The organism is Kistimonas ophiarachnellae (assembly GCF_057552235.1).
In genome coordinates this window covers 21,040-34,976 of record NZ_BAAJPA010000011.1, presented here as the reverse complement: position 1 = coordinate 34,976, position 13,937 = coordinate 21,040, and the positions used below count along the sequence as shown (strand labels likewise).

Annotated in this window: 12 protein-coding genes; 6 read left to right on the top strand and 6 right to left on the bottom strand. The window is 44.0% G+C overall.

What is annotated here, in order from left to right:
• The first annotated feature begins 96 nt into the window (after positions 1 to 96).
• Together AC27K1_RS14520 and AC27K1_RS14515 are read left to right on the top strand one after the other, a co-directional pair.
• Entirely contained in the window at positions 97 to 684 is a 588-nt protein-coding gene (locus AC27K1_RS14520; RefSeq protein ID WP_487151534.1) for a hypothetical protein, read from the top strand.
• Positions 681 to 1,862 (top strand): DGQHR domain-containing protein, encoded by a 1,182-nt coding sequence (locus tag AC27K1_RS14515; protein ID WP_487151533.1) that lies wholly within the window; start codon positions 681 to 683, stop codon positions 1,860 to 1,862. The genes AC27K1_RS14520 and AC27K1_RS14515 overlap by 4 nt, the downstream gene beginning before the upstream one ends.
• A 141-nt stretch (positions 1,863 to 2,003) precedes the next feature.
• On the opposite strand, the gene AC27K1_RS14510 is transcribed toward AC27K1_RS14515, so the two are convergent.
• From AC27K1_RS14510 to dndB, 5 genes are all read right to left on the bottom strand, one after another.
• On the bottom strand, positions 2,004 to 3,347 hold the full coding sequence (locus AC27K1_RS14510) for an AIPR family protein (protein WP_487151532.1): 1,344 nt from the start codon (positions 3,345 to 3,347) through the stop codon (positions 2,004 to 2,006).
• Positions 3,348 to 3,743: 396 nt separating this feature from the next.
• Complete coding sequence (locus AC27K1_RS14505; RefSeq protein ID WP_487151668.1) at positions 3,744 to 4,094, bottom strand: DndE family protein; 351 nt, start codon at positions 4,092 to 4,094, stop codon at positions 3,744 to 3,746.
• Positions 4,084 to 6,102 (bottom strand): DNA sulfur modification protein DndD, encoded by a 2,019-nt coding sequence (gene dndD, locus AC27K1_RS14500; RefSeq protein WP_487151531.1) that lies wholly within the window; start codon positions 6,100 to 6,102, stop codon positions 4,084 to 4,086. Before dndD ends, AC27K1_RS14505 begins: the two co-directional genes overlap by 11 nt.
• Positions 6,099 to 7,628: a DNA phosphorothioation system sulfurtransferase DndC gene (dndC, locus tag AC27K1_RS14495; RefSeq protein ID WP_487151530.1), complete on the bottom strand. Its 1,530-nt coding sequence runs from the start codon at positions 7,626 to 7,628 to the stop codon at positions 6,099 to 6,101. Before dndC ends, dndD begins: the two co-directional genes overlap by 4 nt.
• Positions 7,625 to 8,722: a DNA sulfur modification protein DndB gene (gene dndB / locus AC27K1_RS14490; RefSeq protein ID WP_487151529.1), complete on the bottom strand. Its 1,098-nt coding sequence runs from the start codon at positions 8,720 to 8,722 to the stop codon at positions 7,625 to 7,627. The genes dndC and dndB overlap by 4 nt, the downstream gene beginning before the upstream one ends.
• 95 nt (positions 8,723 to 8,817) lie before the next feature.
• Between dndB and tusA the strand changes: the two genes are divergently transcribed.
• The 4 genes from tusA to AC27K1_RS14470 all read left to right on the top strand — a co-directional run bounded on the left by tusA (position 8,818) and on the right by AC27K1_RS14470 (position 11,784).
• The gene (gene tusA, locus AC27K1_RS14485; RefSeq protein WP_487151528.1) at positions 8,818 to 9,066 is read left to right on the top strand and encodes a sulfurtransferase TusA; all 249 of its coding nucleotides are present in this window, start codon (positions 8,818 to 8,820) and stop codon (positions 9,064 to 9,066) included.
• Between the two features lie 124 nt (positions 9,067 to 9,190).
• A complete protein-coding gene (locus AC27K1_RS14480) occupies positions 9,191 to 10,231 on the top strand; it encodes a hypothetical protein (protein WP_487151527.1) in 1,041 nt (346 codons plus the stop codon).
• A gap of 229 nt (positions 10,232 to 10,460) precedes the next feature.
• Positions 10,461 to 11,090: a hypothetical protein gene (locus AC27K1_RS14475; RefSeq protein ID WP_487151526.1), complete on the top strand. Its 630-nt coding sequence runs from the start codon at positions 10,461 to 10,463 to the stop codon at positions 11,088 to 11,090.
• Positions 11,091 to 11,229: 139 nt separating this feature from the next.
• Entirely contained in the window at positions 11,230 to 11,784 is a 555-nt protein-coding gene (locus AC27K1_RS14470; RefSeq protein WP_487151525.1) for a hypothetical protein, read from the top strand.
• A gap of 47 nt (positions 11,785 to 11,831) precedes the next feature.
• On the opposite strand, the gene AC27K1_RS14465 is transcribed toward AC27K1_RS14470, so the two are convergent.
• Positions 11,832 to 13,886, bottom strand: coding sequence for a DNA phosphorothioation-associated putative methyltransferase (locus AC27K1_RS14465; RefSeq protein ID WP_487151524.1), 2,055 nt, complete (start codon positions 13,884 to 13,886; stop codon positions 11,832 to 11,834).
• Positions 13,887 to 13,937: the final 51 nt, after the last annotated feature.

Below are 13,937 nucleotides of genomic sequence, written 5' to 3'. Positions count from 1 at the left end.
ACAGTGAGCGGTTTTTAAACCGCTCCTTATTCAACTTTATAGAATCAGCATTAATTTAAAACATCAAAAATCCTAGAAAAAACAACAGCATAAAACATGATACCAAACAAAGACTACATTATAGGAAAATTAAAATCGCTTATGCATTTTCTCTCACACTTTAAAAACTGGAAAAAACTAATCGAATTAATCTTTAAAATATTTTTTTCCATACTAATAAACCCCAATTACATTATTTTTTCAATACTAGCCATTGGCTTAAGTACTATGGGTATATGGATTGAATATTTTCCTGGCGGATCAAACACACCTACAGATGTACAAAAACTATCAATTTTTACATTTTGCATTGCATCTCTAGGAGGCATGGGCGTTGACTATTTTTTTGATGAAAAAGAAGAAAACCTGCCTCAAAAAGCAGATTATCACGAAGCAAAACTTACTGTTCACATGGCGTTATTCTTTTGGGCTATATGTGTTGTATTATCATTTTATTCATTTAAGAGCACTGACAGCGACTACTACGGATTAGTAGCAACTTTATTACTTTGGCTATTTGTCAACATACATCGACCATTATTTCAAAAAATAAATGAGCGAGCTATAAATGAAAACTTAGGAGTCGACTATGCGAGTGAAAATAGCAAGAGCAATGAGTCTGAGCTGGAAGGAGCAGGTCTATGAGAATACCATGCATTAAAGTTCTCCAACCTATCGGCGAGTTTTACATCGCATCATTGAGCACTGACTTCTTAAAAAAAGTAACTTTCTCCAGAGAGGCTCGATTTGAAAATGAAAGCCTAACCGGAAATCAAAGAGCAACTCAAAAGAATAGAATAAAAGAAATAAGAGACTACATATCGACACATAACTGCACTATACCAAACTCGATAATCTTGAGTGCAAACTATCATCTAGATGATAAATTAGAAGTTGATCCAGACAAACGTTGGGAAGTAGAAGTATTCAAAAATCCAAACCACCCAGAAGGGAAGGAATATTTCATAAATGTGCCTGATGATAGCTTAAAAATATGCTCAATCATTGACGGTCAACATAGAATAAATGGCTTCTATGACTCAAATATATCAATGAATCTTCCTTGTTCTATATTCATTGATTTACCTCCTCCAACACAAGCACTTGTATTTTCCACAATCAACTTCAATCAAAAACCTGTCGATAAAAGTCTTGCTTATCAATTATTTGGCTATCAGCTGGATGAAACTGATAGAATGACTTGGTCACCTGATATCCTAGCAGTTAAGATATCAAGAGAACTAAATCAAAAAGGAGCATTAAAAGGTCGAATACAATTAATAAAGGGATTTGATAAAAACGAAGAAAAATGGACAATATCATCAGCAGCTTTTATTGAAGGCGTGACATCACTGTTAACTGGAAACTCTAAAAAAGACAAATATATAGTAAACAAAAAGAAGATAGTTGGATACGGCTCTAGAAATGACTTAGATGATAACGAAAAATATCCACTAAGAAAATACTATATAACAGGAAATGACCAAGCAATTTTAACAGTAATCCAGAGATACTTTGACTCTCTAGAAAAAAACCTTTGGATTAACAGAAATGACGATGACATCTTATTCAGAACAGTTGGAATTTCTGCACAATTCGTGCTACTTAAAGAAATATTAACAAGAAAAATGGTAACACTTGACAAAGATTTAAACTTTGACAGCATACTAAAAAACCTAAAAGATATTGATTTCAGCGGAGAATATTTTAGCCCTAAATCAGCAACAAAAAAGCGACTAGTTGACACATTCAAATACTGCATTGACTTAATTAAAGACTCTTCAAAATTACCTATAGAAATCACCCAAGCTGTCCAAAAATGAAACTAATAAAATCTATCCATTGAACAGGCAGCATAATGCAGAGGATTAGTTGTAGTAGTTAATAATTGATCGATCACTGCGTTTCAAAAAATAAATGGGGCTTTCGCCCCATTTATTTTTGTTAAAACTATATGCGTTATACTATAAATGCTCAGCCAGCCTATACATGTTAGCAACTAGCTCGTATGCACCTTTTTCCTTTCCTACCTTACCAGGGTCATACTCCTGCCCTTTAATAATTGCTTGGTAACCACTTTTCATGATGATTTCAAGCTTACTACTTATCAGTTGATCAGGATTTCTTTTCCAGCGCACCGATGTCCCAGTAACCTCCATCAATTCAGACAAGCTAACAACAAGCGGATAGATAAAACCATCAGGATACTGAGTATTAACAGGTTCTTGATAAAACTTCGTTTTAGCCGAAACCTTCATATACGACTTACTATTACTTTTCCATTTCTCAGGATCAAGGATTCTCACACTATTAATTCGCCCAAAACCTGGACTAGCAGAGTTGTAAGCACTAGGAAATATTTGGTATATCAAATCATATAAGCGGGGAATATCTTTAATCAATGAAAGTGCTGACTTAACTATAGGATCAACAACCTCTACAGTTCTCTCACCAACAATCTGGCGCGTTACCCCTTCTTGCTTCATAAACTCATTATAGAGTTTTACACACTGTCCTTTTGAGGAAAATATAACATTTGGATTTGATTTTAAAGTTTTAACTACAGGATAATTCTCAACTGGCAATGATGACAAAGCAATTAAAGAAAGAGAAACAATATCCGCTGCCTTTATTCTACCGCCATCGTTTTCCTTCCACTCAACATCACCTCTAAGAAGTGGATCCATATTTTCTTTGAGTTCTGCATAAAGTCCAGCTTGATTTGCCTTTGCAGTCTCTTTTAACTGAGCATTATTATTTCGAGCAGCACTTATTTGAAGTATCGAATCTTCAAAATCTTGTATTCCTGATGGACCATCAGCAGGGAACAATATTTCAATAGGAATCAAAATATCAGGAAGCTGATCACGCTTGCTCGTTAAATCATCAAGATGAATATCCCAATGATATTTCAAATCCGCCCATGATTTTACAGCATCAAAATCAAGATAGTCGGTTTTCTCAAGAATAAACCGACCAATAGTGAAAGTATTATGCCCACCATCTAGCACGCCTTCTTTTGTAGGATCCGCTATATGTAGAGAAAAACGCGAACGATCTCTAGGTTCTACAGACCGAGCCGCAAACAGTATTCCCTTGGACATATACTGAAAAAGTTCTGGTGAATCGTGCAACGTTGTTGCAATTTCCTCCGTGACACGACTTTTTTTAGCGGTACGGGGATTAGCGTTTAAATCAGAATTAGTTATCAAATCAACAAATGATTTCAGCGTTGCGTTTCCTAAAATCTTGTTGACTTTCCCGACTTGGGACTGAGCATCTAGTACTCTTATTGTGAAATTATTCATTTTGAACCTCACTAAAAATAAAATATATTAATGAGGCAGGTACCAGAAATATATCATCATAATCCTATGATTTTATTCCTTTTCCTGCCAACCTTTCGTCCGGTTAGCCGCCATTTGGCAACCCCTATTCTCATCCGAGAATAGGTATAACTATAACTGGCCAACCGGCCAGTAAAGTCCAAAAAAATTGGACTAAAGAACCATATCAATCAATAAAATAATTTTCAAACAATAAATCTGATTAAATAGTTCTTAACCTTTAGACCTTCACTATTCAAGATATATCCCCAAAGCAAAAAAGAACGTTACAACCAATTAAACTAATAAAATCAACAGGTTGCAACATTCATATCATTCAAACCAAATATTCTTCACAATATTGCGCCGAGTATAATATCAGAAGAGTTTCAGCTTATTCTTATATAGAAGATCACTCAAATTGTTAATCCCTGAAAACAAACCAACTCCATCATCCACAAGTTGAGCGACAGCTTTTGCCAAGTCTACGGTTTGATCTTGCTGCCGAATAAGCATTGCATAGGTAGCAGCATACTCACCTAGCAATGTATTCGTATTGAATTCCTGCCCATCCTGCGTTGAATCAACTCGCTTTTTCAAGGAGCCAGACTTCAGAGCGTGGGCTATAGCAATTCTGGCAAGCACGTTCGGAGTAAGCCCTGTACGCCCCTTCATCATTGCCAGCAAGTCTGTTGCTTTCTTGGATATACGGATTCTGTTAGGCAACATCACACACTACCTCCTGCTCTTCTTCAAGCTGACTGCCAAAGTAGCGCTTCTCCAGAAACTCTGAATTGCCCTCTTCCGGGAAATACTGCACTTCATAGATATGAGAAATATGGGGGGTGAGGATCTTGTAATAATCCTTATCGATCTCAGTATCTGTCGACAGAATGATGACCTGATGGCTGGCTGACGGGAAATAATTTTCCACCAGCTTGGCCCGGTGTTTACTATCTAGTCGGCCCAGCGGCGTATCAATAATCACCGGTAGTTTTCTGCCGGATGTTTTGGCCAGGGCTTCCAGAATCGCGATAGCAAAAATCTGCTTTTCACCGGCTGACAACTGCTGCTTATTGATTTCTTTACCTGATTTATCAAACAGTTTGACATTAAAGGTCTTCGGGTCAATCTCTGCCCGCAGGCTGATATCATCCTTCCGCGCGAGACGGCTGAACGTCTTAACAAACGCCTGCTCCAACTGCTTCACCTTATTCTGCGTGGTTTGCTGGGCAAAATTATTCAGCAGGTCACGGGACCGGGTTGCCAACAGGTAGGCCTGGCTACCAGAAAAGTTGGAGCTGAACTCGCCTTCTTTCTTCTGGATTTTACGCATCAGGTCCATCGCCACACGAAGGTGTTTTTTAGCCTCTTCCTGTGCGATGGCTGCCTTTTTCTCGTAGTCACTTTTCTCTGCATTGAGTTGACGAAGTTCATCCAACTCCTGCTGAAGAAACTCTTTGTCAGGGGCTCGCTCCAGGTTTTTGCTGGCCATATCCAGTTCAGACTGAACATCTGAGAGTTCTTCACCTAAACGAGCCATTTGTTCCTGGGCTTGTGGTAACACCTCTTTCACTAGGTGCGCCATGCGCGAGAATTCACGCTCAGAACAATCGTGAATGACTTCAATGGCTTCCACTTTGCTGAAAATACTGGCAAAGGCATCGTTAACCGCACTATCTACCTGTTGCGGATTGTCGAGCGTTTTGGAAAGTGCTTTTTTCAATGCATTCAGCTTTTTATTCATTGCTACTTTCAAAAGCTGCTGCTTTTTATACTCGCTCTCGTTCTCGAGTTGCGTCAGCAACCTGCAGAGCTGACCCGCTGCCAGTGAGAGGGGATAAGCACCCGCCATGCAATCTCTAACCTGGTTTTCCAACTGTTTTTTCTTGTCGACCAAACTCTCTATCCGTTGCTGTTCGTCAGCCCGGGAACGGGCCCAGGCGCCTCCTTTGCTACTGATAAAGACTTCTGATTGCCGGATATCCGCATCAATTCGTTTAGCGGCATCAATCGCCTGCTCCATCTTTTCGCGTGCCTGCTGATAGGTCGCGTAGGCTTCCTTGTAATCCTCTTCCAGACCCGCAATGGCCACCTGGTAGGTTTCCGGCAACGCAGCCTTGTTCTTTTCTCGCAGGTAAATGCTCAAGTCATCCCGCATGCGGTTGATGACATCAAGGCCTAACAGTTTTCGAATAGCAGCACCTAGCGCGTGCCCAGAGTTATCTTCTGCCAGTTCAGCAATTTTTTCCCCGTCAAAGAAGAACAGGTCAGAAACACCTATGGGAATCAGTTCATTCAGAAAACCCTGACACTGTTCATAACTGAGTTCCTTGAGCGGTTCACCGTCCCGCTCAATTTTCAGGGTTTCAGTGAGTTTGCCCTCAACTTCCCATTCCCGCTTAACCGTATAACGGCTGACTTCACCACGACTGGCATAGCTGAACGTCAAATGGATTTTGGCGGCTTTGGCCTGTACCAGAGAATCGCGGCTAATATGGATGTTCTCTTGAAGGTACTGATGGTATTCCTTAATCGAGACAGAACGCCCCAGACTGTGCCGCCCATAAAGTGCCAGCCGAACAGCGGTTAACGTCGTGGTCTTACCCGCACCGTTCAGGCCGCCAAACAAAATGATGGGGCGCTTGCGCCCTTTCCGTACACGGGGCGCCAACTGAATGGTTTCTTCCCCTTTAAAGACCCTGAAGTCACAGACGTACAGTTTCTCCAGAATCATGCCAGGGCCTCGTACTCGTCTCTCAACTTCTTCATTTCAATTTCGTAACTGTCCAGCTTTTTCACGCTGTCTATCCGACGCTGATGACTGTTATCAGCATCCCAGTCCTGTTCCAGCAAGGTGCCAATTTTATTCATTAAGCCTTTGCGAACACTGAGGCCTTCCATGGAAAGTTCCAGCTCAATCAGTTTCATGATCAGTTCTGCCGGCACTTCATATTCAGCTTCCAGCTCTTTCAGCAAATCAGCATCCGGCTTGGTAAAAGCACCTGCATCATTTTCTACCCAGTCCAGGTCTTCGTTATAGATTTCCCGATAAATGGCGGGAAGCCGATCAGTCCAATCCGGATCCAGCGGATCGTGAAGCCATTCTTTGCGGATATTGTGCAATTCTTCGCGGGTGATCAGCTCAATACTCTGACCTTCGTCCCTCAATTGCTTTTCAATGCGTAATAGCTCTTTCAGCCATTCCTGGCGCACCGACATTTTGTAAGGGCCAAAGGCGCGCTTGATATCCCTTGTGCCATCATCATTGACACTGCGACTACGGACATAACTGATTCGTCCATCCCGACGCCGGGTACTCCGCAGAGCTTCCTTGTTTTCAGGCTTGGTGCTTTCCCACAGTATTTGACGGAATGCCAACAAGGGTTTCATCCATGTAGCGCCATCTTCAATCAGGCCTTCAATGGCCTTGTCTTTGGTTACTACGGTACAGGTCCAGCAACCAAAGCGAGAGTTACCACAGGACGGTGTGCTTTTATCGATTACCAACGGGCACTCACCCGCATTGGAACCTTTGTAGAGTTCAAACAGTGTGCGGTTGGTCCCTCCCCAAGGGGCATAGGTACCCAACAGGTACATCCAGACTTCATCCTGATGCCAATCTTCAATTGGCATATAAGTAAAGGCTCCAGGCAGCGAGCTGTGCCTGGCCAAAATAGAACCGTCAATTTTGTGCTTGGCAATGACCTGGGCTCGGGAAGAGCTTTCCTGGCTTCTGGAACCCAGCACCACGATGACTTCACCAAAGCGAGCCACTTTATCCAAAATAAAGGCGCTAACAGGATCTATCTTCATTCGCTCGGTACACCAGCGAAATGATGTTGTAGGTGCCGGGTAACCTTTACCTAACAGGTTCACCCAGAAAGTGTCATCCAACTCCGGGAACACCTGGTGAGCACTGATGGGTAGCTCATGGTTTTTCGCGCCCTTATTAATGCGGTCAATCGTCTCCTTGATCTGATCAACCACTACGGGTGTTTCTACCAATGTATCTGACGAAACAACGTAGACATGCTTGTGACGCTGTTCTGGCGCCAATTTCAATAAAGCGGTATATATCAGGGACAAAATTGTCGTCGAGTCCTTACCACCCGAAAAGCCGATCACCCATGGCTTAGTATCGGAGAGATATAACTCCTGAATCTCAAATACCAGATCCTTTAACGGGCGCCCCGCATAAGGCGTATCAATATCAGCCAGCATCGCATCGACGCTGTCATATAAAAAAGTGTCATTGGTCATGATGTAAATGTCTCTTCCAGAGACTGGTCTTCCGGGTTCAATCGAACACCCAGTGCATTACGGATAACATTGGCGGTCAGCGCCACATTGGTTCTTGCCTTGCTCAAACGACCGTGCAATAACGCACGCCCCTCCCAAAGTCCTGCGTTAGCACGCGACCAATCAATCGTATTCAGTTGGTTTAACTTGTCGTGCCAATCCTTAGGGTGCTGGCACAACAAATCAGCACCGGCACAGCCCAATGCATGGAGTGTGACGCCATGTGCATGGACAAAATTTTGCCTTAGCTCGGAGGAGGATACGGAACGGCTTTCTGCTGCCTTCCAGTCAGGCATATGCTGACACACTGTATCCCAGTAGCGAGTGGCCAGTTCCATTTCTTCCTGGCTGATAATATCCCGTGGGCGTTTTCTCAAAAGGCTACGGCTGGCCAGCTTGATACTACTCAGTGCAAATAATTTGATACTTCTGTTCGAAATGCTGGAACGTTCCAGCTCGGTCAGTTTTTTGAAACAACTGACATTGTCTACGACGTAACGTGCCAGTGTTGAACCAGGATCCCGATGATCATACAGCGTACTCAGTGAGTCATTGGGTCTAACGGCATGCTTGTTGAGGTCAGCAAACATTTGCTGGCTGCGTTTTAACCCTTCATCAAGGAAAAACAGTACAGAAATATTATCATGGCCCAGCTCGCTGTTTTCCTTCAGTGCCTCTTCAATCGCTGCACGACGATGCTGACCATCATTAATCAGGATCTGGGCATCCATAGGAATGGACAGCAAACCAAGGTTGACGGCCACACCTGTGTCAGCCAATGGCTCAAAATGAACTTGGTCGTTGATTGAGGCGGTAATGGAAGACAGTGTGTAGTCATCTCGGTTATCGAGAAGATAGTTAGCCAGCTCCGGCACACGAGCACGGTTGAGTATTCGTTGTGCACGCAGCTGTGGTGGTACCTCTTCCTCATCGAAAATGAAGATCTTCGGTATCAGCCGCAAAGGGCACATCGCGATGTAACAAGGCCTACCCGACTGGATCCCTCGCACAGCAGGAAAGGTATGACAAAACTCACTTGACCGTCTGGTACTCATTAGCAGGCCTGTACGTAAAAAAACATTTGCAAGGGAAGTGAAAATACTACCAGAATTGCGAACATACAAAATAGCTAAATATCGAGCCTGATGCCATGACGACCGATAGCCTAACCTACGAAATACAGCACAATCTCGATGCAACAGGCCTTACATGCCCTGAACCTGTCATGTTGCTCCATAATCAAGTGAGAAAAATGGTTTCAGGTGAAGTGTTACAAGTCATTGCTACAGATCCATCAACACAAAGAGACATTCCAAAATTCTGCACTTTTCTTGATCATGAACTGCTCTTGAATAAGGTGGATGGTCAACAGTTCATTTACCATATACAGAAAGGGTAAAGAGCAACATTATTAATGCATGAAAAGTGACGTCTTCGCGCCATACATATGGTATAAAGCCGTCTATTAACGCAGATTTGTTCGCCACGTTTTTGGCTAACATGCAGTCTCTGTATGGATAACGATGGATCTTCACAACACTACCCATGAGACGGCAGTCACTCCCCAAGCGGTTGCCTCTAAACAAACAAAACGTGTTACCAGAAAACAGCACCCTACTCGTCCCTTATTCAACATGGGCATTGAATCTTTAGAGGTGCTGTTTTCAGACAACCGACAGAATCCCACACAGTTAGCCGTTTTACAGAACGAACTGCAACAACGCTCGACTGCCAGGGCTCGTCGTCTTTTGACTCAAGTTCAGAGCCAGTTAAGCACCGCTCAATCGACGACGATTATCGATACGCCATCAAATAAACGTAAGTTGAAGCCAACCGTATCAGCTCAAGCTTTAAAGCCACCAGCCAGCAGTCATGAACAGAGAACTACCCCTGCAGAAAAGCCCATAGCGCATGAAAATAATGCTGATGTTTGTCACACCATAGAGACCAGCTTATTCAGCCGACTGGCTAACAAAGCAAAAAGCTACCTGCGTCGATGGTTGCACAAAGAGTCACAACCAGAGATAACGCAGAGTTCTGTACCTGTCCATGATTCACGCACTGCCATGCCACACAGGGCGGCTTTCAGTAATGTTCAGGCTGCGAACAATAACAGCCTTTCCGACACAACTCAGAACCCACTGGATAATGCGCCATCGCCTGTATATGACAACAGCGCCTATGCCAGTCTGGCTGCTGAATTGCATAAACACCTGACACCTCAAGATCACCGTATCCTGCTCGCCAGAGCGATTCAGCAACAAAAGTTTGATGAAATCGGTAAAGCCGTAAACCTGTCGCGGCAGGCCGTTCGTAAGCGGGATACCCAGCTGGTCAACCAGTTAGCTGAACAGCACAAACAACCACTGATGCAATTTACAAGCGCCCTGGATCAGATGCTGGATGATAATGATAATGAAGCCGACCTTTCGATGGTTATCGAGCGACTACAACTCAGTGAATCACGGCTGAAAGTATTGCTGCATATTGCTCAGCCTCATCTGAAAACACCTTGTCGATATGATGGGTCTCGGGTATATCGCCTGATAGAACTTCTCTCATAACTAGCGGCAACGTGGATAAGCACTTGCGAAAAACAGATAGAAGATGATCATCCCTGCTCTTCATCTATAGAGCAGGTCTATGGCATCAGAACCGTTCGTTGATGATGAGATCCCACAACATACGGTTCTTATCCTGTGTTGTGAGTTATACGGCTTTTTCTATATTTAGACTGACATTACACTGCGTCGCCTGCTTTATTCCTCCATTGTTATTCCTTGAGTGATTTCCATGAAAAAATCCGTTGCCCTTCTGCCACTGTTGGCAGTGTTTCTCAGTGGCTGCGAGTTTATGCCCAAACGTCAGGTGTATACGACTGACCATTCGTATATCTCTACCCGTAAGCCGGCTGTGCAGTTTCAGATATCTCCTGAGTTCAAAAAACTTGGTAGTCATACCTATGACAAGTACAGCCGCTATTCCAAAGGCATAGGTGGAAGCACTAATACATACACTCAAAACATCTGGATTAAGTCAGACGATAAAAAGACTCCCCAGGCAGTTTTGTCAGTGAATGATGCTGAAATTGCTGAAACAAACTCCTATTGGCATGCCTTGAAAAAATGGCGCCCCAGTGATTGCTCTGGTGAAAAAGTACAAATTAATGGTGTGTATTTTGAGGTTTGTGCCATGCCAACCTCTGACAAACTGAGCACTGCAGGGTGGGAGGCTATCAACAACTCGCCCTACAACGTACCAAAATGCAGTAATAGTGCCTTTATCCAGTACATACCGACCACATCCAATCATATGAAGCTTGAAGTGATTTACAGCGAACCGGTTTCCTGCAAAGCTGATTTTACTAAGAATGATGCCGACCAGATCATCCAGAGAGCCATCACTGCGTTAGGCGGCCACTGATCTGAACTAACGAGCCATGCTCTTCAGCATGGCTCGTTATTAGCAAAAAACGACAGAACATCTCTATGCTGGCGCATTCCCTCCACAGACCTATACTCCCTGCTCGCAATAACCAATCCAGTAAACAGGACTTTAAAAAATGACTGACACTTGCGAGTTAATGGAAGAGTTAAAAACGCATCCTTGCCGTCTAAAGCGGCTGGAAGATTTCCATCAGGCAGAGGCAGAACCTTTGAATACGCTGCTACAGGCGCAGCGGCGCATAATCAACGAGATATGTACCAAACAAAAAGCCCATGACGTCCGTTTTGATGCCATTGATAAACGTTTTGATACCATTGATAAATGTTTTGATATTGTTGACCAAAAGATGCACACCATCGAGTCAGAGACTACAGCGATCAAAAACGATATCGTTGACATCAGATCAGATATTATTTTTCTGAAAGACAATCAAAAGGACATGCGAAATGACATTACTAAGCTTCAAGCTGATGTTACCGTCTTGAAGACTGATGTTTATGAATTAAACCAGGATGTTGCTGAGCTGAAGTCTGATGTTTCTGATCTGAAAACTGATGTTTCTGATCTGAAAACTGATGTCGCAGAACTCAAGGACGATGTATCAGTCATTAAGTCTGATATCTCAGAAGTGAAAGACAAACTTGACCGCGTGCTGGCTAAATTGGACTGACAAACATGCCAGTATTATGATTCCATGCTTTATGCATCATTAACCGGTCAGGAACGCCGGTCACTTTGATAAAACCGGTACCCACGAACCTCAAGACCATGCTTTGCTACCAGTAATCCCGATAGTGTTTCCAGAGCTGGTCCATGAATATCCGTCAATTCGGGTAACGCCAGTTTTCTCAACCGCCGGTCAAACGAAAGCTGCTTTTTATAATCCTGAAATCGGTCATCAATATATCGGGATTTCCAGTACAACGGCTGTGGATCATATTCTCCATAACCATAATCAAAGAAATCAATATGCTGAGTTCGCAGATTTATTTTGATTCTTTCCCGTAACAGGGGGATGGGTTGCTCACTGAATCCGTCATATTTCATCAAACTCAATTTGCCAGAGCGTATGTGAATTTTGACGAGGTCCATATCATCCGTTTCGCCAAAGAGCTGCGTCGCACAACCAATATAGAGCCGTAACGCCGCCGGCAATAACGCAATAAATGCGGTATGTAACACCAGAGAATGCCCAGTATTCATCACGCTCACGGGTAAACACACGTGAGCCTCCTCGCAGGCATTGGCAATTGTTTCAGGTTCTGCCAAGGAAAATAGTAGCGAACGAGACTCTGCAATCGCCGTTTTGTAATCACCAAAGAATGCCTTGATATCCCGCTTCAGTGGTTCTGCCAGGTGTTTATAGGGTTTACGTTTGCAGAACTGCTCCAGGGCAAAATAGATTTTCAGATCTTCCCGTCTATCCTGGGCGGCTTGTTCAAAGTCGCTGTCATCAAATTGTTCACGCAAGAGGTTCAGCGCTTTTTTCGGGGAACCGATGACACGTTGCAATACGTCTGGCCGTTCACATTCATCCAGTGCCGGCAATCGGCCAAGAATAAGACAGCGCAACCAGAAAGCATCAAACAACGCTCGGTTTTCAGCCAGCAGCTTTTCAGCCTTGGGAATATGTACAGATTTTCGGGTCAGTTGCTTCCAGTGCTGTCGCCGCCGGTTCTTGTTAGCGAGGTATAGTTGCTCTTCATCCTTGTCGCGGAATACATAAAACACGCCAGGCCCAACGGCTATAGGCTCTTCATCCAGCACCTGCTCGATAAATACCTGGAGTTCGCCCTGTGAAAAGTATTTCTGAAATGTTTTACGGGAGGTGATCACACCATCCTTATAGGGCTTAAACCGTCGAATCATGCTTTCACTGGCTAACATGGCGGATACCACCAGCAAGCGCTTAGAAAGTCGCCACGCGCCAAGTAAGGCATCAACTCGCTCGTCGAGATCCTCAATCACATTGATGACATAGCCCAGGTTCACCAGATCCGCATCAGTTTTAATGCCATCGGGTCGCCAGTTCGGGTCCCAACCGGTTGCCGCCACGCCATGGGCTTCTAACTCTCGCAAGTCATCACCTCTGCCGCAGCCATAATCAAAAATACTGTAATCCCCATTAAGATAACCATTCCTTGCCAGGCTCTTCATGGGGACTGACAATCGATCACGACTCAATGCGGTTTTGTGGCGCTCTATTACACAAGCACTGTTGACTGGCCCCACCGCCGCTAGCCTGAACAATCGACCATCAACGAGACTATACCCACGCTCAGTAATCAGCGTTTCCCAGGTTTTACGAAACCCTATGATGCTGGCATTGTCATACAACCCGGCCTGTTCCCCTTCTTCCGTGATCATCCTGAACTCTTCATACGCTGGATGTTCCGGTAAAACCATGGCCTCTTTACGGTGCAGAATGGGAGGGTTATCACTGGTGTCATAACGGGTGATCCGACAGCGTTTGTCACCAAGATCAATACTGACGCTGTGTTGTAATTCAGGGTACGAATCTTCAAAAAAGCGGGGATAGTGCAAGAGTGTGATACGAAACCGGTCACGGTGCAGCTTGATAACATTCCAGCCATTCGGCTCGCCATTGTTGAACGAAATCTCCGCTACAGAGTCTTCAATCATTGAGTGCAGGGGTTTTGATGTCTGCTCCAGCGCACTTTTATGTAAATAAATGGCTTTGGGTAATCGTTTACCGACAGGCAGTTCCGCGACCAGTGTCTGAAAGGCTTCAGCGTTGATAGCAGATGTCACAACAAGTCTCCCCGCTTAGGATGGCAGGACACAATACTTCCGCCATCAGGC

Bases quoted from the DNA above. Each gene is read 5' to 3' on its own strand.
- AC27K1_RS14520 (WP_487151534.1), top strand. From the start codon at position 97: ATGATACCAAACAAAGACTACATTATAGGAAAATTAAAATCGCTTATG.
- AC27K1_RS14515 (WP_487151533.1), top strand. From the start codon at position 681: ATGAGAATACCATGCATTAAAGTTCTCCAACCTATCGGCGAGTTTTAC.
- AC27K1_RS14510 (WP_487151532.1), bottom strand. From the start codon at position 3,347: ATGAATAATTTCACAATAAGAGTACTAGATGCTCAGTCCCAAGTCGGG.
- AC27K1_RS14505 (WP_487151668.1), bottom strand. From the start codon at position 4,094: ATGTTGCCTAACAGAATCCGTATATCCAAGAAAGCAACAGACTTGCTG.
- dndD (WP_487151531.1), bottom strand. From the start codon at position 6,102: ATGATTCTGGAGAAACTGTACGTCTGTGACTTCAGGGTCTTTAAAGGG.
- dndC (WP_487151530.1), bottom strand. From the start codon at position 7,628: ATGACCAATGACACTTTTTTATATGACAGCGTCGATGCGATGCTGGCT.
- dndB (WP_487151529.1), bottom strand. From the start codon at position 8,722: ATGAGTACCAGACGGTCAAGTGAGTTTTGTCATACCTTTCCTGCTGTG.
- tusA (WP_487151528.1), top strand. From the start codon at position 8,818: ATGACGACCGATAGCCTAACCTACGAAATACAGCACAATCTCGATGCA.
- AC27K1_RS14480 (WP_487151527.1), top strand. From the start codon at position 9,191: ATGGATCTTCACAACACTACCCATGAGACGGCAGTCACTCCCCAAGCG.
- AC27K1_RS14475 (WP_487151526.1), top strand. From the start codon at position 10,461: ATGAAAAAATCCGTTGCCCTTCTGCCACTGTTGGCAGTGTTTCTCAGT.
- AC27K1_RS14470 (WP_487151525.1), top strand. From the start codon at position 11,230: ATGACTGACACTTGCGAGTTAATGGAAGAGTTAAAAACGCATCCTTGC.